This window comes from Streptosporangiales bacterium (assembly GCA_009379955.1).
In the GTDB taxonomy this organism is placed as follows: domain Bacteria; phylum Actinomycetota; class Actinomycetes; order Streptosporangiales; family WHST01; genus WHST01.
Map to the genome: position 1 here is coordinate 1 of WHST01000022.1, position 17587 is coordinate 17587.

17 protein-coding genes and 1 pseudogene are annotated in these 17587 nt (G+C 72.2%); 6 read left to right on the forward strand and 12 right to left on the reverse strand.

What is annotated here, in order from left to right; all coding sequences use genetic code 11:
• Positions 1-191: 191 nt before the first annotated feature.
• The gene (locus GEV10_09105) at positions 192-1133 is read right to left on the reverse strand and encodes a thiamine-phosphate kinase (protein MQA78622.1); all 942 of its coding nucleotides are present in this window, start codon (positions 1131-1133) and stop codon (positions 192-194) included.
• A gap of 61 nt (positions 1134-1194) precedes the next feature.
• On the opposite strand from GEV10_09105, the gene GEV10_09110 reads away from it, so the two are divergent.
• Complete coding sequence (locus tag GEV10_09110) at positions 1195-1428, forward strand: Lrp/AsnC family transcriptional regulator (GenBank protein ID MQA78623.1); 234 nt, start codon at positions 1195-1197, stop codon at positions 1426-1428.
• A gap of 50 nt (positions 1429-1478) precedes the next feature.
• Positions 1479-1889, forward strand: a complete 411-nt coding sequence (locus tag GEV10_09115; GenBank protein MQA78624.1) for a DUF3515 family protein — start codon at positions 1479-1481, stop codon at positions 1887-1889.
• A gap of 183 nt (positions 1890-2072) precedes the next feature.
• Here the strand turns inward: GEV10_09115 and GEV10_09120 are convergent, their stop codons facing one another.
• Entirely contained in the window at positions 2073-2849 is a 777-nt protein-coding gene (locus tag GEV10_09120) for an enoyl-CoA hydratase (GenBank protein ID MQA78625.1), read from the reverse strand.
• Between the two features lie 162 nt (positions 2850-3011).
• Here GEV10_09120 and GEV10_09125 point away from each other — a divergent pair, with 162 nt between their 5' ends.
• Positions 3012-4007, forward strand: a complete 996-nt coding sequence (locus tag GEV10_09125) for a hypothetical protein (GenBank protein MQA78626.1) — start codon at positions 3012-3014, stop codon at positions 4005-4007.
• 4 nt (positions 4008-4011) lie between these two features.
• Here GEV10_09125 and GEV10_09130 read toward each other — a convergent pair whose 3' ends face one another.
• A complete protein-coding gene (locus GEV10_09130) occupies positions 4012-5133 on the reverse strand; it encodes a D-alanine--D-alanine ligase (protein ID MQA78627.1) in 1122 nt (373 codons plus the stop codon).
• A gap of 48 nt (positions 5134-5181) precedes the next feature.
• Positions 5182-7107 (reverse strand): AarF/ABC1/UbiB kinase family protein, encoded by a 1926-nt coding sequence (locus tag GEV10_09135; protein MQA78628.1) that lies wholly within the window; start codon positions 7105-7107, stop codon positions 5182-5184.
• A 96-nt stretch (positions 7108-7203) separates the two neighbouring features.
• Between GEV10_09135 and GEV10_09140 the strand changes: the two genes are divergently transcribed.
• Positions 7204-8331 carry a cystathionine gamma-synthase gene (locus tag GEV10_09140; protein MQA78629.1) on the forward strand — a complete coding sequence of 376 codons (1128 nt, stop codon included), beginning with the start codon at positions 7204-7206 and terminating at the stop codon, positions 8329-8331.
• Positions 8332-8341: 10 nt separating this feature from the next.
• On the opposite strand, the gene GEV10_09145 is transcribed toward GEV10_09140, so the two are convergent.
• Entirely contained in the window at positions 8342-9343 is a 1002-nt protein-coding gene (locus GEV10_09145; GenBank protein MQA78630.1) for an NAD(P)H-dependent glycerol-3-phosphate dehydrogenase, read from the reverse strand.
• Complete coding sequence (locus GEV10_09150) at positions 9343-10182, reverse strand: 1-acyl-sn-glycerol-3-phosphate acyltransferase (protein MQA78631.1); 840 nt, start codon at positions 10180-10182, stop codon at positions 9343-9345. Before GEV10_09150 ends, GEV10_09145 begins: the two co-directional genes overlap by 1 nt.
• Positions 10183-10193: 11 nt before the next feature.
• On the opposite strand from GEV10_09150, the pseudogene cofC reads away from it, so the two are divergent.
• Positions 10194-11054 (forward strand): annotated as a pseudogene (gene cofC, locus GEV10_09155) (2-phospho-L-lactate guanylyltransferase).
• Between the two features lie 90 nt (positions 11055-11144).
• Here the strand turns inward: cofC and GEV10_09160 are convergent.
• The 3 genes from GEV10_09160 to leuC all read right to left on the reverse strand — a co-directional run bounded on the left by GEV10_09160 (position 11145) and on the right by leuC (position 13828).
• A complete protein-coding gene (locus tag GEV10_09160; GenBank protein MQA78632.1) occupies positions 11145-11618 on the reverse strand; it encodes an HU family DNA-binding protein in 474 nt (157 codons plus the stop codon).
• A gap of 216 nt (positions 11619-11834) precedes the next feature.
• Positions 11835-12422 carry a 3-isopropylmalate dehydratase small subunit gene (leuD, locus tag GEV10_09165; protein MQA78633.1) on the reverse strand — a complete coding sequence of 196 codons (588 nt, stop codon included), beginning with the start codon at positions 12420-12422 and terminating at the stop codon, positions 11835-11837.
• 2 nt (positions 12423-12424) lie between these two features.
• Positions 12425-13828, reverse strand: a complete 1404-nt coding sequence (gene leuC, locus GEV10_09170; protein ID MQA78634.1) for a 3-isopropylmalate dehydratase large subunit — start codon at positions 13826-13828, stop codon at positions 12425-12427.
• A 77-nt stretch (positions 13829-13905) separates the two neighbouring features.
• On the opposite strand from leuC, the gene GEV10_09175 reads away from it, so the two are divergent.
• A complete protein-coding gene (locus tag GEV10_09175; protein MQA78635.1) occupies positions 13906-14625 on the forward strand; it encodes a helix-turn-helix domain-containing protein in 720 nt (239 codons plus the stop codon).
• A 158-nt stretch (positions 14626-14783) separates the two neighbouring features.
• Here the strand turns inward: GEV10_09175 and GEV10_09180 are convergent, their stop codons facing one another.
• The 3 genes from GEV10_09180 to GEV10_09190 all read right to left on the reverse strand — a co-directional run bounded on the left by GEV10_09180 (position 14784) and on the right by GEV10_09190 (position 17533).
• Positions 14784-16016 carry a PDZ domain-containing protein gene (locus tag GEV10_09180; protein ID MQA78636.1) on the reverse strand — a complete coding sequence of 411 codons (1233 nt, stop codon included), beginning with the start codon at positions 16014-16016 and terminating at the stop codon, positions 14784-14786.
• A 120-nt stretch (positions 16017-16136) separates the two neighbouring features.
• On the reverse strand, positions 16137-16625 hold the full coding sequence (locus tag GEV10_09185; GenBank protein ID MQA78637.1) for a pyridoxamine 5'-phosphate oxidase family protein: 489 nt from the start codon (positions 16623-16625) through the stop codon (positions 16137-16139).
• Positions 16622-17533, reverse strand: a complete 912-nt coding sequence (locus GEV10_09190) for a TIGR03619 family F420-dependent LLM class oxidoreductase (protein ID MQA78638.1) — start codon at positions 17531-17533, stop codon at positions 16622-16624. Before GEV10_09190 ends, GEV10_09185 begins: the two co-directional genes overlap by 4 nt.
• Positions 17534-17587 lie beyond the last annotated feature (54 nt).

Genomic DNA, 17587 nt, shown 5'->3' on the forward strand with positions numbered 1-17587 from the left:
GCATATCCGGCGGCAACAAGAACTGCTGGTCACGATCAACAGGTCGGAAATCCCTCGCCATCACAACATCCTGGCAACACAGTCCCGACACCACCAAGATCATCAAGCCGAGTCGCCCGAAAACGCAACAGCCTCCCTGACGCGGTGGGGGTGCCCCTCACGGGGGCGGCGTCCGTGAGGTCGCACCCCCGTCAGTCGGCGAAGCTGTCCCAGCCGGTGCCCTCGTACGTCGCTCCGTCGACGGTGACGCCCTCGCCGGCCGACACCCGCCCGACGACCAGCCAGCCCTCGGGCACGCCCACCTCGCCGGGGAACGTCGCGGCGAGGGCGTGGTCCTCACCGCCCGCCAGGATCCACGACAGCGGGTCCGCGCCGCCGAGCGCGGCCGCGACCTGCTCGAACGGCTCGGGAACCTCGAACGCCGCCGACGTGACGTCGATGGCGACCCCACCGGCCGCCGCGAGGTGACCGAGGTCCTGGACGAGGCCGTCGCTCACGTCGCACATCGCGGTTGCCCCGGCGTCGGCGGCCTCGGGGCCGGCGGCGTACGGGGGCACCGGCCTGCGGTGGGCGTCGACCAGCACGCGGGGTGACCGGAAGCCGTGGCTGAGCACCGCGAGTCCCGCGGCCGACCACCCGAGGCGTCCGCGTACGGCGACCACGTCACCGTCCCGCGCCCCGCCGCGGGTGACCGGCGCCCGACCGCCGAGGTCGCCCAGGGCGGTCAGCGCCAGGATGACCTTGTCGCTGCGCACCACGTCGCCGCCGACGATCGCGGCGCCGGCGACCGTGCATTCCTCCAGCAGGCCCTGCATCAGCTCGTCCGACCACGACGCCTCGAGGTCCGGCGGTGCGCCGAACCCGACGAGGAGGGCGGTCGCGCGCGCCCCCATCGCGGCGATGTCGGCGAGACACGCCGCCGCGACCCGGTGCCCGATGTCGGTGGCGGTCGACCAATCCCGGCGGAAGTGGCTCCCCTCCAGGTACATGTCGGTGCTCGCGACCACCCGCCCGTCCGGCGCGGTGACGACGGCCGAGTCGTCGCCGGGGCCGAGCTCGACATGACCGGCGGGGCCGATACGGCCCGTGACGCGGGCGATCAGACCGAACTCGCCCAACTCCCCGATGGTGATGATGGCCTCCTGTGCCGCTAACGTGGCCCCTGCTCATCCGAACGGAGAAGGAGCGCGCTCCATGGTTCAGGCGTACATCCTCATCCAGACCGACGTCGGCAAGGCAGCCGACGTCGCGCACGAGATCGCCGCGCTCAGCGGTGTCACGCTCGCCGAGGACGTCATCGGACCATACGACGTGATCGTCCGTGCGGAGGCGCGCAACGACGACGAGCTCGGCAAGCTCGTCGTGGCGCGCATCCAGCAGATCGACGGCATCGCCCGCACGCTCACCTGCCCCGTGGTGCACATCTGAGGGCAGGCATCGGCTCTCGCCTCCTTGCCGCCCTGGCCGTGACGGTGCTGCTGTGCGGCTGCGCCCGGACGCCCGAGGTGTCTCCACCCCGTCCCACGGGCCAGGCGGCGTCGGCGTGCCGGGCGCTGGCCGACCGGCTACCGGCGCGGGTGAGCGACGAGGAGCGCCGCGAGACCGACCCGTCCAGCCCGTTCACCGCGGCCTGGGGTGACCCGCCGATCACCGTGCGCTGCGGGGTGCGCAAGCCCGCCCAGCTCACCCCGACCGCGATGCTGTTCACGGTCGACGACGTCGACTGGCTGCCCCTGCCGCAGGACTCCGACGCGCCCACCAGGTTCTACGCCGTCGAGCGGCGCGCGTACGTGGAGGTCGTGGTCCCCGCCGAGCATGCCCCCGCCTCCGACGCCCTCGTCGACCTCGGCAAGGCCATCGCCGCCACCATCCCGAAGGACCCCGGCTGATCTGTCAGCCATCCATCGCCGCTGGTACGGCGACCTCGTCGTGGTGTCGGTCGCCTCGCAGCGCAGGTCGTCGGCGGAGCTTCACCTCACCGACCTGGACTTCACCTCGTCCCGGCACGAGGTGAAGTCCACGTTGATCACGTGAACGTGATCAACCGGTGCGGGCGGCGAGCTCGTTGACGATCACCTGGCGTGCTGCCACCGTGGCGCCCGCTTGTCCAGGAAGGCCCGCATGCCCTCCTTCGCGTCGGGTGACTGGCTCGTCGCCGCCATCACCTCGACGGCGTGGTCGTACGCCAGCCGCTGGTCGAGGCCGAGCTGCGCGTACAGGGTGCGTTTGCCGGCGGCCTTGCTCCACGCGCTGCCCCGCGTCGCGCGGCCAAGCAGCTCGTGGACGGCGTCGTCGAGCTCGGCGTCGGGCACGACGCTGTTGACGAGTCCCCACTCGACGGCGGTCGCCGCGTCGATCGTGTCACCGGTCAGCGCCAGCTCCATCGCGCGCTTGCGTCCGACGTTCCTGCCGATGGCGACCATGGGTGTGTGGCAGAACCAGCCGCCCTTGCCGCCCGGTGCGGCGAAGGCCGCCGACTGCGCGGCGACCGCGAGGTCGCACGTCGCGACGAGCTGGCAGCCCGCCGCGGTCGCGAGACCGTGGACACGCGCGACGACCGGCTGCGGCACGGACTGGATCGTGTTCATCAGCCGCGTGCAGACCTCGAGCATCCTGCGCACCTCGTCGCCGTCGCCCGCCGCGACGTCACGGAAGTCGTGACCGGAGCTGAAGACCGGCCCCTCGCCCGCGAGGACGACACCGAGCGCATCGCCGTCACCGGTCTCCTCGAACGCCGCGAGCAGTTCGCGCATGTGCGCGGTCGACAACGCGTTCCTTCGTTCCGGGCGGTTCATCGTGATCGTGACGAACTCCCCCGACCGTTCGACCTTCACCATCTCGTAGTCCATACGCAGTAGTCTCGCCCAACCGACCGTGCGACCGGGAGAGGTCATGGCTGATCACCCCGCGTACCCCGCCGTCCTCCGCCGCTCCGCTCCTCGCTCACCTACGCGAGTCACGTCACTCACGGTGCACATCCTCGCTGCGATGCTCGCTTTGGATGACGGCTCATGAACTTCGAACCTCCGCAGCGCGACCCGCTGACCGACGCTCTCGGCGGACTCGTCCGCGACGGCACGCTCTCCGACCGGCAGGCGCAGCGGGTCGACGACACGCTGCGCGCCGCCGGCGTCGGTGCCCCTGCCGGCGCGGTGCCGCGGCAGGACGAACGCTCGGAACGATCCGTCACGGCCGCCGAGGTGCTGTCGTACCTCGGCGCCGCGCTCACGATCGGCGCACTCGTCCTGATCGTCGGCCTCTCCTGGGACCAGCTGGGACGCGCGGGGAAGGTCACCATCTGCACGTCCGCCACCGTCCTGCTCATCGCGGTGGCGTTCGCGGTGGCGCGGTGGTCGTCGTCGCTGTTCCGGAGCCGCACGTACGTCGTGGCGTCGGCCCTCGGCGCTCTCGCCGCCGTCGGCGCCGCGCTCACGGCCGGCGTCGCGGTCGACATCCCCCGCGGCGACGACCTGCTGCTGCCCGGCCTCGCCCTCGTGCTCGTCGGTACGGGAGCGTACGCGGTGTGGCGCGGCGCCCCGACGATCTGCGCGGTCTTCGCCGGTGGCCTGCTCATCGTCGGCGACCTGCTCGACCGGGCTCCCGACTGGTGGGACTCGAGCCTCGGGTACGGGCTCGCGTTCTACGCCTACGCGGTGCTGACGCTCGCGCTTGGCCGGCTGCTCCCCCACCCGCACGTGACCGGCGTCCTCGCCGGCATCGTCGCCCTCGTCGCGTCCGAGGTGGCGACGGTCGACGAGCGTCCGGTCGTGGGGCTGCTGCTCGGCATCGTCGCGGTGGCCGGGATGTTCGCGCTCTTCTGGACGGCGCGGCGCTGGTGGTACGCCGCACTCGGCGTGCTCACCGCGCTGATCGTCCCGCCGACGGCGGTCGCCCAGATCTGGGGCGACGCCTCGATCGCCGCCGTGGTGCTGCTGGCGATCGGCGTGCTCCTGGTGGCCGCCGCGCTGGTGCTGGCGAAGCGTGGCGCCTTGCGCCGTCCGACCTGACCGGTCAGCGGAGGCCGAGTGCGCGGCTCGACGCCAGCGTCACGAGGCGGTCGACCAGCGCCGGGTAGTCGAGACCCTGCGCGGCCCAGAGCTGCGGGAACATCGACATCGGCGTGAAGCCGGGCATGGTGTTGATCTCGTTGACCAGCAGCCGGCCGTCGTCGGCGTAGAAGAAGTCGACCCGCGCCAGGCCCTCGCACGACAGCGCCTCGAAGACGTCGACGGACATCGCGCTCGCACGCGCGGCGATGTCGGCGGGCACGTCGGCGGGGATGCGCAGGTCGAGGTGCTCCTCGTCGAGGTACTTGGCCTCGAAGTCGTAGAACTCGTGCTCGCTGCCGTACAGCACCTCGCCCGGCGCGGTCGCCTCCGGGGGGTCGTCGCCGAGTCCCTGCAGCACGCCGCACTCGATCTCGCGCCCCGCGACCATCGCCTCGACGAGCACCTTGGGGTCGTGTGTGCGCGCGAGCTCGATCGCGTCGACCGCCGCGGCGACGTCGCCGGCCTTGCTGACACCCATGCTCGACCCTGCCCGCGCGGGCTTCACGAACACGGGGAAACCGAGCTCGGCGACCTTCGCGAGCACGCCTTCGCGGTCGACGCGCCAGTCGCGGTCACGGATGACGACGTACGGCCCGACCTCGATGCCGTGACCCTGCAGCACGACCTTGGTGTAGTGCTTGTCCATCGACGCGGCGGACGCGAAGACCCCGGCACCGACGTACCTGATGCCCGCCATCTCGAACATGCCCTGGATCGTGCCGTCCTCGCCGTACGGACCGTGCAGCAACGGCAGGACGACGTCGACGGTGCCGAGCTCGCGCGGCACCTCGTCGCGGTCGAGCACGACGAGGCCGCGGTCGCCGCCGTCGGACGGGAGCACGATCTCCGCCCCGGTCGGGTCGACCTCGGGGAGCTTGCCGTCGGCGATCGCCAGCCGCTCCGGCTCCGCGGACGCCAGCACCCACCTACCGTCGTGCGCGATGCCCACCGGGAGGATCTCGTACCGGTCCGGGTCCATCGCCTGCATGACGCTGCCGGCGGTGGCGCACGAGATGGCGTGCTCGCTGCTGCGGCCGCCGAACACGACGGCCACCCGGATCTTCCGCGGTCGGTCACTACCCATGCCGGCGACCCTACCCCGAGCGATGTCCACCCTCGGCAGCCCTGTTCGTCACCTGGCTCTCAGGATCGACGTGAGGACGCGGAGGGTGAGAGCGCCGCCGCCGAGGAGGAGGACGTACGCGATCAGGTGGTAGAGGCCGAGCGTCGGGGTCACCGGCGGTCCCTCCGCAGAGCCGAGCAGGATCACGCCGACGATGCCGGCGGCGGTGGCGAGCAGGGTCAGCAGGGTCTGGTGGACCAGTCGGGTCACGAAGCGGCGGTCACGGTCGTCGGCGAGCACCCGCGTGCCGCTCGACAGGCGTCCGTGCTCGAGCGCACTGGTGAGCCGGTCCAGCCGCCGCGGCAGCCGCCGGATCAGCGGGAGCAGGTTGACGACCTCGGCCATCGCCGTGGCACGCAGGGAGTCAGGGCGCAGCGTCTGGTGCAGGTGCGCGGCGGCGAACGCCCGCGACTCGTCGACGATGTCGAACCCGGGAGCGAGCCGGGCGAGCGTGCCCTCCACGGTGGCGAGCGCACGGAACACCGCGGCCAGCTCGGGCGGAACGGACACGCCGTAGCGGGTCACGAGCCGGAAGAGGTCGGTGAACATGTCGACGTCGACCGCGACGCCGGGACCCAGGTGCCGGGCCATGAACCGCCCGATCCCCCGCTCGAGCGCCGTCTCGTCGATGTCCTCCGGACGGTCCGCGACGTCGACCAGGGCGTCGCTGAGCGCGAGGGCGTCGCCGTTGTCCACCGCGAGGAGCATGCGCTGCAGGACGCCGCGCAGCCCGGCGTCGAGCCGTCCCACGGAGCCGAAGTCGAGCAGGCCCAGGCGTCCGTCGCGCAGCAGCATGAGGTTGCCCGGGTGCGGGTCGGCGAGGAACACACCGTCGAGCATGATCTGCGTCAGCAGGGTGTGCAGCAGCGTGCGCGCGAGTGCGGTGCGGTCGAGGCCGCGTTCCTCGATGATCGGCTCGGCGCGGTCGAGGGGCAGGCCGTCGAGGTAGTCCATGACCAGGACGCGGCTGGTGCACAGCTCGGTGTGGACGCCGGCCATGACGACGTCGTCGTAGCTGCGCGCCGCAGCGACCCGCTTCATGTTGCGCGCCTCGACCGTGAAGTCGAGCTCCTCGAGGAGCGCCTCCGCGTACCCGTCGGCGAGCACCCTGATGCCGATGGCACGCGCCCAGGAGGCACGCTGGTCCAGCATCCGCGCGATGCGCAGGGTGATGTCGAGGTCGCCGATGACGATTCGCCCGATGCCGGGGCGCTGCGTCTTGACGACGACCTCGGCGCCGGAGCGCAGGCGGGCGCGGTGGACCTGGCCGATGGACGCCGCGGCGAGCGGTTCGTGGTCGAACTCGGCGAACGCGTCCTCGACGGGGCCGAGCTCCTCGACGAGCAGCTCCTCCAGCTCCGCCCACTCGACCGGTGCCACGTGGCTGTGCAGCCGGCTCAGCTCATGGGTGAACTCCGGCGGCAGCAGGTCGTGCCTGGTCGACAGGATCTGACCGAACTTGACGAACGCGACCCCGGCCTCCTCGAGCGCGAGCCTGAGCTGCCTGGCCAGCTCCGCCCGCTGCTGGATGGTCGGCTTGCGCCGCCCGGTCGTGTAGCCGCTCAGGCCGTGCCGGACGGCGATCCGGCTGACCTGGGCGTACCTCCTGGTCCTGCGCCGCCAGTCGCGGAACGCGCGGTACCAGCGCAGCGGCCTCGGCATCGATCCGACCGGGGCGACGACCTCGCCGACCATCAGCAGGACCATCGCGGCCAACATCCCGATCCCGACCCACAAGATGACGAACGGCCATCCCTCGCCCTGGACGCGCTGACCCAGCGCGACCGCCGACGTCGCCACGCCCACGAGCCCGGCGACGACGAGACGCACCGGGCCCGCCCGAAGCTCGAGCAGGCGCCTGGCGGCGACACTGAGGATGACGACCCACACGGCGATGAAACCGGCGGTGAGCAGGAGGTCTACGGCACGCACCATGAGATCACCCCACACGGTCCCGGTTGCGTCTCGGTTGCGGCGACCTTGACCGGATGCGGGGCGACACGCGGCCGTCCCGCCGGGCAGCATGGGGTGATGAACTCCAACCACGCCGCACCGCCCGGCCGCGCCGCAGACACTATCCTCGTCGCCGCCGGCCGGCCGCCCCGGACGCCCGACGCCCCCCTCAACCCGCCGCTCGTGCTCGCCTCCCCGTACGCGGCGGGCGGCGAGCACGAGTACGGCAGGCTCGGGAGCCCGGTCTGGGAGGCCTTCGAGGAGGTGCTCGGCGCGCTCGAGGGTGGCCAGGCCCTGGCGTTCGCCTCCGGCATGGCCGCGGCGAACGCGGTGCTCGACACGGTGCCGGACGGCGGCACGGTCGTCGCACCGCGGCACGCGTACAACGGCGTGCTCACCCTCCTCGACCGGGCGGCCACGCGCGGCCGCGTCAAGGTCGTCACCGTCGACGTCGCCGACGGCGCTGCCGTCCGCGAGGCGTGCGCCGGGGCGTCGATGCTGTGGCTGGAGTCCCCGACCAACCCCGCGCTCGAGGTCGCCGACATCCCCGCGGCCTGCGCCGCCGCGCGCGACCACGGCTGCACCGTCGTCGTCGACAACACCTTCGCCACGCCGCTCCTGCAGCGCCCGCTCGACCTCGGGGCCGACGTCGTCGTGCACTCCGCGAGCAAGTACCTCGCGGGGCACAGCGACCTGGTGCTCGGCGCGGTCGTCACCCGCGACGACGCGCTGCACGACCACGTCGACTCCGTCCGCAGGTCCGCCGGCGCGATCGCCGGACCGTTCGAGACGTGGCTCGCGCTGCGCGGCATGCGCACGCTCCACCTCCGGATGGAACGCGCCCAGGCGAACGCCGCCGCGCTCGCGGAACGCCTCGCCGCCCACCCCACCGTCGTACGCGTGCGCTACCCCGGGCTCCCCGACGACCCCGGGCACGCGCGCGCCACGGCGCAGATGGACGGCTACGGCGCCATCGTCTGCCCGGAGCTCGCCGACGCCGCCGCGGCCGACTCGCTGTGCGCGGGGGTGAGGCTGTGGGCGCACGCCACCAGCCTCGGCGGCGTGGAGTCGACCCTCGAACGCCGCCGTCGCTGGTCCGGCGAGCCCGACACCATCCCCGCGGGCCTGGTACGCCTCAGCGTCGGCGTCGAGCACGTCGACGACCTGTGGGCCGATCTCGCCCAGGCACTCGACGCGATCGGCTGACGGGACGTCGTCAGCCGTACCACTCGGGCTTCGCGCTGCGGCCCATCAGGTTGCGGACGGCGTCCATCGGCGACACGTCGCCGTGGACGACCTCGACGACCGCCTCGGTGATCGGCATCTCGACGTCGTTGCGCACGGCCAGCTCGAGGATCGACTGGCACGACTTGACGCCCTCGGCGACCTCACGCGTGTCGGCGATCACGTCGGCGAGCGACTCGCCGCGGCCGAGACGCTCGCCGAACGTGCGGTTGCGCGAGAGCGGCGACCCGCAGGTCGCCACGAGGTCGCCGAGACCGGCGAGCCCGGCGAACGTCTGCATGTCGGCTCCGAGCGCCACGCCGAGGCGTACGCACTCGGCAAGTCCCCTGGTGATGAGCATCGACCGGGTGTTGTCGCCGAATCCCATGCCGATGGAGAGGCCGACGGCGAGTGCGATCACGTTCTTGGTCGCGCCGCACAGCTCGGAGCCGACGACGTCGGTGCCGGTGTACGCGCGGAAGTACGACGTGTGGCAGGCGTCCTGGACGAGCGTCGCCGTGTCGAGCTCGGTGCTCGCCACGACCGTCGCGGCGGGCTGTCGCGCCGCGATCTCCTTCGCGAGGTTGGGTCCGCTGACGACGGCGATCCTCTCGTCGCCGGCGCCGGTGACCTCGTGCATCACCTCGCTCATCCGCTTGCACGAGCCGAGCTCGACGCCCTTCATCAGGCTGACGAGCACGGTGTCACGGCCGAGCAGCGGCACCCAGCGACCGAGGTTGTCCCGCAGGCTCTGCGACGGCACCGCGAACACCGCGATCTCCGCACCGTCGGCCGCGTGCTCGGGATCGGTGGTCGCCGCGAGCGTGTCGGGAAGCACGAGACCAGGCAGGTGGACGGGGTTCTCCCGCTTGTCGTTGATCGCGTCGACGACCTCGGCGCGGCGTCCCCACAGGCGCACGTCACCGCCCGCGTCGCAGATCACCTGCGCGAACGTCGTGCCCCACGAGCCACTGCCGAACACCGCAACACGCACTAGGACTCTCCTCGATCCCTCTCGTACAGCACCTCGGGGGCGCGCTCACCACGCAGCGCGGCGAGCTGTTCCGCGATGTGTCGCATGACGACGTCCGTCGCCTCCGCCATGGCGACGGGGTCGTCCCCCCGGCCCGCGTACGCCGCCAGGTCCACCGGCGGCCCCGCCTTGATCCGCACCGTCTTTCGTGGCACCGGACGTGGCGCGCCGCGGTACGGCAGGAGGTCCTGCGCGCCCCAGGTCGCCAGCGGCACCAGCGGGACGCCGGCATGCAGGGCGATCCGGACCGCGCCCGTCTTGGCGGTCATCGGCCACAGATCCGGGTCGCGCGTGATCGTCGCCTCGGGATACACGACGACGCACGCGCCCTCGCGCGCCGCGTCGATCGCTGCGCGCAACGCCTCGCCTGCCCTGGTCGACTCCCGGTGGACGGGGATCTGCCCGAGGTCGTGCAACAGGCGTCCGACCACGGGGATCGCGAAGACGCCGTCCTTGCCGAGGAAGCGCGGGAACCGTCCCGCATCGTAGATGTAGTGCGCGATGGCGACCGGGTCGTACTCCGACAGGTGGTTGCACGCCACGACGACGCCCGTCGGTGGCAGATGCTCCTGCCCGAGCCAGATCCTGCGGGTGAGCAGCGTCGCGCTCGACCGGATGACGCCGGCCGCGAACTGCCGGAGTGCGCCACGCTTCTCGGGGATGGACACCGACACAGTCTGGCGGTGTCCTGACGTAGTGTCGAGAACCGGCCCCTCACCACCGGAAGGGCAGGACAGCGCCAGCTGCCTCCGGCGGTCTGCGACAACGGACGAGAGGACGACCCTTGGGCTCCTGGGCACTCGTCGTACCCGTGAAGCGCCTCCACCTCGCGAAGTCGCGTCTCTCCGACGTGGCGGGCGCCCGCCGCGCGGACCTCGCGCTCGCCATGGCCGCCGACACCGTCGACGCCGCGCTGCGGGCACCTGACGTGGCCGCGGTCGTCGCCGTCACCGACGACGACCGCGCCAAGGAGCAGCTCGCCGACCTCGGCGCGGTGGTGGTGGGCGACGAGCCCGACGCCGGGCTCAACCCCGCGCTCCGGCACGGCGCGGCCGTCGCGCACGCGTACGCCACGGCCGTCGGCGCGCTCTCCGCCGACCTCCCCGCCCTTCGCCCTGAGATCATGTCCACCGTCCTCGGCCACGCGGCACAGCACCGCGTCGCGTTCCTCCCCGACCTCGCTGGCACGGGCACGACCCTCTACACGACGACGGCCGACGCGGACTTCGAGCCGCGCTTCGGCGACGACTCCGCGCGGCGACACCGGAACGCGGGCGCGGTCGAGCTGCGCGCCGACGACGCGACGGTCGCCCGCCGCGACGTCGACACCAGGGACGACCTGCTCGCCGCGATCGGCCTGGGCGTCGGGCCGCGCACGTCCGCGCTGGCGCGCGAGCTGGGTCTGACCCGTTAGGGTCGCGGCATGCAGGGGACGGTCAGGACGTTCGATCCGGAGAGCCGCAGCGGTGCGGTGTTCCTCGACGACGGCACCGAGCTGGTCTTCGACGCCACCGCGTTCGACGCGGGCGGGCTGCGCCATCTGCGCCTGGGTCAGCGGGTCAGGCTGCGGACGACCGACGACACCGTGCGCGGCCGCGTGACCGTCATCACGCTGGCGACGTTCGACCTGCCTCCCCCACCCGTTCCTCCGTGGGAGCGCGAAGGACGATAGAAGTGCGGGCGCGCATGACACGGACGTGCGAAAGGCGGCCGGTCCCCTGAGGGACCGGCCGCCTTTCTGCTGGTACTACGCGACCGCGGATCAGCGTGCGCGCTTGACCGCCTTCTTCGCGGTCGTCTTCTTGGCCGTGGTCTTCTTGGCGGCCGTCTTCTTCGCCGGCGTGGCCTTCTTCGCCGCCGTCTTCTTGGCAGCCGCCTTCTTGGCGGGTGCCGCCTTCTTGGCCGTCGTCGTCTTCTTGGCGGCGGTCTTCTTGGCCGGTGCGGCCTTGGCGACCTTCTTGGCCCCGGAGACGTAGGCCTTGAACTCCGCGCCCGGCCGGAACTTCGGCGCCGCCGTCTTCTTCACACGGACCTTCTCGCCCGTGCGCGGGTTACGCGCGACGCGCGGTCCCCGTACGACCTTCTCGAAGACACCGAAGCCGGTGATCGCGACCTTCTCGCCCTTGGCGACGGCCGCGGTGATCGTGTCGAGAACGGACTCGAGTGCCTGTCCCGCTTGCCTCTTGTTCCCCTCGAAGTGGGTGGAAAGCGTCTCGACTAGTTGTGCCTTGTTCACTAATTCCCCTCCGTGAAGACACTGTGCTTGTCGAGCCCTCTCGACCCGACTCGCCGCGAGACTAGAGCGCAATCGGCTCCGACACAACGACCGGCGCCACTTTTTTCTTGTGTCGCAACGGTTTTCGGTCCGGATGACCGCCAGATCGCCCTATGTCACGGTGTTCTCACGCCACGGCGGGCCAACGGAGGCCGTCGGAGCCGTTCGCGCGAAGGCTCAGCCGGTCACGGGAAGCCAGTCGTGGCGCCCCTTCTCGAACGCCGTGACGTCGTCGACGTGGCGCAGGGTCAGGGCGACGTCGTCGAGTCCCTCCAACAGCCGCCAGCGCGTGTACTCGTCGATCTCCAGCGGCGCCTCGACGCCCTCGGCGGTGACGACGCGGGCGGCCAGGTCGACCGTGACCGGCGCCTGCGGGTCGTTCTCGGAGAGGGTCTGCAGACGGTCGACGACGTCGTCGGGCACGGTGGCGACCAGCAGGCCGTTCTTGCCCGCGTTGCTCCGGAAGATGTCAGCGAAGCGCGGCGCGATGACGGCGCGGAACCCGTAGTTCTGCAGGGCCCAGACCGCGTGCTCCCGCGACGACCCGGTGCCGAAGTCGGGACCGGCGACGAGGATCGTCGCGCCGTCGTAGCGCTCGTCGTTGAGGACGAACGAGGGGTCCTGCCGCCACGCGGCGAACAGGCCGTCCTCGAACCCGCTGCGGGTGACGCGCTTGAGGTACGAGGCCGGGATGATCTGGTCGGTGTCGACGTTCGCGCGCCGCAACGGCACCGCGCGGCCGACATGTGTCGTGAACGGTTCCATCGTCAGGCCTCCAGGTCGGCAGGTGAGCTGAGGTGGCCGGTGACCGCCGTGGCGGCGGCGACCAGAGGCGACACCAGGTGCGTGCGTCCGCCGCGTCCCTGCCGGCCCTCGAAGTTGCGGTTGGACGTCGACGCGCTGCGCTCCCCGGGAGCCAGCTGGTCGGGGTTCATGCCCAGGCACATCGAGCAGCCCGCGCCACGCCACTCCGCGCCGGCGTCGGCGAAGACCCTGTCGAGCCCTTCGCGCTCGGCCTGGCTGCGCACCTGGACCGAACCGGGGACGACGAGCATGCGCACGTCCGACGCCACCCGGCGCCCGCGCAGGACGTCGGCGGCGGCGCGGAGGTCCTCGATCCGGCCGTTCGTGCACGAGCCGAGGAACACCGTGTCGACGGAGACGTCGCGCAACGGCGTGCCCGCGCGCAGGTCCATGTACGTCAGCGCCCGCTCGGCGGACGCCCGCTTGCCGGGGTCGTCGTACGCCCCAGGGTCCGGGATAGACGCCGACAGGGGGGCACCCTGGCCTGGGTTCGTGCCCCAGGTGACGAAGGGCTCGACCGACGACGCGTCGAGGTCGACCTCCGTGTCGAACGCCGCTCCCGCGTCGGTCGGCAGGGAGCGCCAGTGGTCGAGCGCGGCCTCCCACGCCTTGCCGGTGGGCGCGCTCTCACGTCCCTCGACGTAGCTGAACGTCGTGTCGTCGGGCGCGATCATGCCCGCCTTCGCGCCCCACTCGATCGACATGTTGCACACGGTCATCCGGCCCTCCATCGAGAGCTGCCGGAACGCCTCGCCGCGGTACTCGACGATGTGACCCTGTCCGCCGCCGGTGCCCACCTGGGCGATGAGCGCGAGGACGAGGTCCTTCGCTGTGACGCCGTACGGCAGGTCGCCGTGGGCGTTGACGGCCATCAGCTTCGGCCGCGCCTGGGACAGGGTCTGCGTCGCGAGGACGTGCTCGACCTCGCTGGTGCCGATGCCGAACGCCAGGGCACCGAAGGCCCCGTGGGTGGAGGTGTGGCTGTCGCCGCAGACGATCGTCGTGCCCGGCTGGGTGAGCCCGAGCTGCGGACCGATGACGTGCACGATGCCCTGGCTCGCGTCACCCATCGGGTGCAGGCGGACACCGAACTCGGCACAGTTCTTGCGCAGCGTCTCGACCTGGGTGCGCGAGACGGGGTCGGCGATCGGCAGGCCGAGCCCGGTGGTGGGGACGTTGTGGTCCTCGGTGGCGATCGTGAGGTCGGGACGGCGCACGGTCCGGTTCGCGAGCCGGAGCCCGTCGAAGGCCTGCGGGCTCGTCACTTCGTGGATGAGGTGGAGATCGATGTAGAGCAGATCGGGTTCGCCGTCGGCGCGTCGCACGACATGGTCGTCCCACACCTTCTCCGCCAGAGTGCGGCCCATGAGAGGAACTCCTTGGTTCGACAGTCTCTTGTGTCTCGGCTCTTGTGTCTCGGATCGTGAGATGAAAGTATCGAGACATGGACAACTCTAGCGGGGTCGGCGTCCTCGACAAAGCCGTACGCATCCTCGCCGCGCTCGAGAGCGGCCCATCGTCCCTCGCGTCGCTCGTCGCGTCGACCGGCCTGGCCCGCCCGACGGCCCACCGGCTCGCCGTCGCGTTGGAGCACCATCGCATGGTCACGCGCGACGCGCAGGGCCGTTTCGTGCTCGGCCCGCGGCTCGGCGAGCTCGCGACGGCGGCCGGGGAGGATCGCCTCCTCGCGACCGCGGGACCCGTGCTCGCGCAGTTGCGCGACCAGACCGGCGAGAGCACGCAGCTGTTCCGGCGACAGGGCGACAGTCGTGTCTGCGTCGCCTCGGCGGAACGGTTGAGCGGCGGGCTGCGCGACGTCGTCCCGGTCGGCAGCGCGCTGCCGATGATCGCCGGGTCCGGCGCGCAGATCCTGCTCGCGTGGGAGGAGCCCGAGCGCCTGCACCGGGGTCTTCGGCACGCGAAGTTCTCCGCCACCACGCTCGCCCAGGTACGCCGCCGCGGCTGGGCGCAGAGTGTCAGCGAGCGCGAGCGCGGCGTCGCGTCGGTGTCCGCGCCGGTGCGCGGGCCCGGCAACCGGGTGATCGCCGCGATCTCCGTCTCCGGCCCGATCGACAGGGTCGGCCGCGCACCTGGCCGGCTCTACGCCGAGGCCGTGGTGCGGGCGTCGGAGCGCGTCAGCGAGGTTCTCCGCCGCGGCGCCTGACCCGCACCGGGGTCCCCACGGTCGCCCGCACCCCACCTGGGGTCCCCAACGGTCACCCGCACACCCACCGGGGTCCCCAGCGGGGGCGTGGGCACCTGTCGGGGACCCCAGCCGGTGTGCGCGCCCCGGCCGGGGTCCCCAGCGTTTGTGGTGTCACCTCAGCCGTCGCTGCCGAGCGTGACCGTCGCCGTGTGCGACGACCCGCCGCGCTCGTAGGTGACCCCCACCTTCTCCCCCGGGTCGTGCGACCGGGTGGCGGCGACGAGTGCGTCCGCCGAGTCGATCCGCCGGTCGCCGAGCTTCGTGACGACGTCTCCCTCGCGCAGTCCCGCCTTCGCCGCGGGACCACCACTCGTCACACCCGCCAGCCGAGCGCCCGCCGTGCCCTGGCTCACGTCCGAGACCTGCACGCCGAGGAGGGCGTGCTGCGCGGTGCCGTCGTCGATCAGCTGCTTCGCGATCGGCCAGGCCTCGCTGATCGGGATCGCGAAGCCGAGGCCGATGTTGCCCGACTGCCCCGACGACGAGCCACCCGTGCCGGCGATGGCGGAGTTGATGCCGACCACCCGGCCGTTCATGTCGACGAGCGGACCACCGGAGTTGCCCGGGTTCACCGCGGCGTCGGTCTGGATCGCGTCGAGCACGGCGCTGTCCTGCTCCGCCCCGCCGGGTCCGTTGCCCTCCGCACCGGTGGTGCGGACGGGACGGTCGAGCGCGCTCACGATGCCCGACGTCACCGTCCCGGAGAGACCGAGCGGCGAGCCGATCGCGACGACCGGGTCGCCGACGTCCAGCGACGTCGAGTCGCCGAGCGTCGCGGCGGTGAGACCGGAGACGTTCTCGGCCTGGATGACCGCGAGGTCGCTGGACGCGTCGGTGCCGATCACGCGCGCCTGCGCGGTCCTGCCGTCCTGGAAGGTGACGGTGAGCGTCCCGCCCTGCCCCGCGTCCGCGACGACGTGGTTGTTGGTGAGGATCCTGCCGTCGGAGCTGACGATGATCCCGCTCCCTCCGGCTGCGCCCGTCCTGCCCTCCGCCGTGATCGACACGACGCTCGGCAGCACCCGGTCCGCGACCCCGCTGACGTCGCCGCTGGGCGCGTCGGCCTTGTCGTTGGCCGCGGGCAGACCGCTCACGGTCGCGGGCGAGCGCAGTGCCCCCAGCCCGGCGACCGTGCCCGCGCCGGCGCCGCCGCCGATCAGCCCCGCCGCGAGGACCACCGCGACGAACGCGGCGGTCCGTCGCCTCGGCCGGCGCGCGGGACCGTACGGCGGCGGACCCGTCGGAGGCGCGCCCTGCGGCGGCGTGCCGAACGGCGGTGGCGGAGCCTCGTGGAACGGCGGTCCCTGCGCGGGCCCTTGTGGCGGTGACATCGGCGGTGTGCTGTTCATACCGTCGAGGATCGAACCGCATGCTGGGAGCATCCTGGGCGCAGGTTGAACGCTTCCGCAGAGATGCGGGGTCAACGGCGGCCATAGCCGGGTGACCCGTTCCGCCGGCCTGAGCCGTTCCTAGGGCGTGACGGTCGTCCGGTGGTCGTACGCGCGCCCGTGCAGGGCGCACGGCACTCCGGTCGGGCGAGGGCACAGGATCGAGTGCTCCGACGCCGTGGCGCGGTAGAGCCGGTACGGGGACGGCGCGGTGACGTCGGCCAACGTCACGGACCGGACGCCGGGCTGGAGCGGACCCGGATAGACCGTCAGCGCCCGTTCGACGTCGTCGCCCGCCAGTTCCTCGGCGACGGCGGCCAGGTAGACCGGTGCCCCGTCGCCGGGTCGCACGCGGGAGTCGAAGATCACGATGCTCACCTCGGGCCGCCGCGCGAGGTTGCGCGAGTGGGTGACGTCGGGCGACGACATCCAGTAGAACTCGCGGTAGTCCGCATGCGTGAAGTACACCGGCGACGTCCAGGGGCGTCCGTCCCCGTCGGCGGTGCCGAGGATCATGAAGAGGTTGTCGTCGACGACGCCCCTGACGAACGCGGCGGTGTCGTCGATCATGCCGTCCCCCTGACCGCGAGCAGCCGCTCGAGGACGTCCATCTGCTCGTCCGGCGGGGTCTCCATGAACCACAGGACGTGGTCGACCCGGAGAGCATCGAGCTCCTCGAGGTCGGTCGCCACCTGCTCGATCGAGCCGGTGAGCGGCATCCGGTCGTCGACCGGTGTGTCGCCGACCGTGCCGTTGACCTGGACGACCAGCGGCAGCGTGTCGGGGTCGTGCCCGGCCGCCGCGGCCGCGGTCCGGAAGACGCCGACGGACTGCTTGAGCATGTCCCAGTCGAACACGACGGTGGCGAGGCCCGCGCCGAGCCGGGCAGCGCGTTCGAGGGCGGCCGGCGCGCCCGCGCCGAGCACGAGGGTCGGGCTGCCCGCTCGGACCGGCTTGGGACCGATCTCGCACTCGGGGATCTGGTAGAACCGGCCGTCGAAACGGACGGGGTCGGGACCCCAGACGGCGTGCATCGCCTGGAGGTGTTCCTCGAACCCGGCACCGCGCCGTGTCATCGGGACACCGCTCGCGACGAACTCGTGCGACATCCACCCCTGCCCGATGCCGGCGATCAGGCGCCCGTTGCTGAGCCGGTCGATCGTGGCGAGCCGGCGCGCGAGGTGCACCGGGTCCTGCAGGAGCCCGGGGATGACGCTGGTGCCGAGCGCGATGCGTTCCGTCCTGCCCGCCAGGTAGCTCAGCACCTCGAGGGCCTCGTACACCGTGGCCCAGTCGGCCGGCGAGTCCACGGGCGGGCCGAAGCCACCCATCGGGATCGGCTCGACCGGCCGCAGCAGGCGCTCGTACACCCAGACGGCACCGAGCCCGATGCGCTCCGCGGTCTCGGCGGCGCGCAGGATCGCCTCGGGCGAGGCGTGGGCTCCCGAGATCGGGAGGTGGACACCCAGCTCCGTCATGGTCTTCTCCGTCCGTTCGGCGATCGACAGGGCCTCATCATGCGCGGCCGAGCT

Coding starts and splice junctions, on each gene's coding strand:
- GEV10_09110 (MQA78623.1), top strand. CDS start 1,195: ATGGTTCAGGCGTACATCCTCATCCAGACCGACGTCGGCAAGGCAGCC.
- GEV10_09120 (MQA78625.1), bottom strand. CDS start 2,849: ATGGACTACGAGATGGTGAAGGTCGAACGGTCGGGGGAGTTCGTCACG.
- GEV10_09125 (MQA78626.1), top strand. CDS start 3,012: ATGAACTTCGAACCTCCGCAGCGCGACCCGCTGACCGACGCTCTCGGC.
- GEV10_09130 (MQA78627.1), bottom strand. CDS start 5,133: ATGGGTAGTGACCGACCGCGGAAGATCCGGGTGGCCGTCGTGTTCGGC.
- GEV10_09135 (MQA78628.1), bottom strand. CDS start 7,107: ATGGTGCGTGCCGTAGACCTCCTGCTCACCGCCGGTTTCATCGCCGTG.
- GEV10_09140 (MQA78629.1), top strand. CDS start 7,204: ATGAACTCCAACCACGCCGCACCGCCCGGCCGCGCCGCAGACACTATC.
- leuD (MQA78633.1), bottom strand. CDS start 12,422: ATGGAACCGTTCACGACACATGTCGGCCGCGCGGTGCCGTTGCGGCGC.
- leuC (MQA78634.1), bottom strand. CDS start 13,828: ATGGGCCGCACTCTGGCGGAGAAGGTGTGGGACGACCATGTCGTGCGA.
- GEV10_09175 (MQA78635.1), top strand. CDS start 13,906: ATGGACAACTCTAGCGGGGTCGGCGTCCTCGACAAAGCCGTACGCATC.
- GEV10_09180 (MQA78636.1), bottom strand. CDS start 16,016: ATGAACAGCACACCGCCGATGTCACCGCCACAAGGGCCCGCGCAGGGA.
- GEV10_09185 (MQA78637.1), bottom strand. CDS start 16,625: ATGATCGACGACACCGCCGCGTTCGTCAGGGGCGTCGTCGACGACAAC.
- GEV10_09190 (MQA78638.1), bottom strand. CDS start 17,533: ATGACGGAGCTGGGTGTCCACCTCCCGATCTCGGGAGCCCACGCCTCG.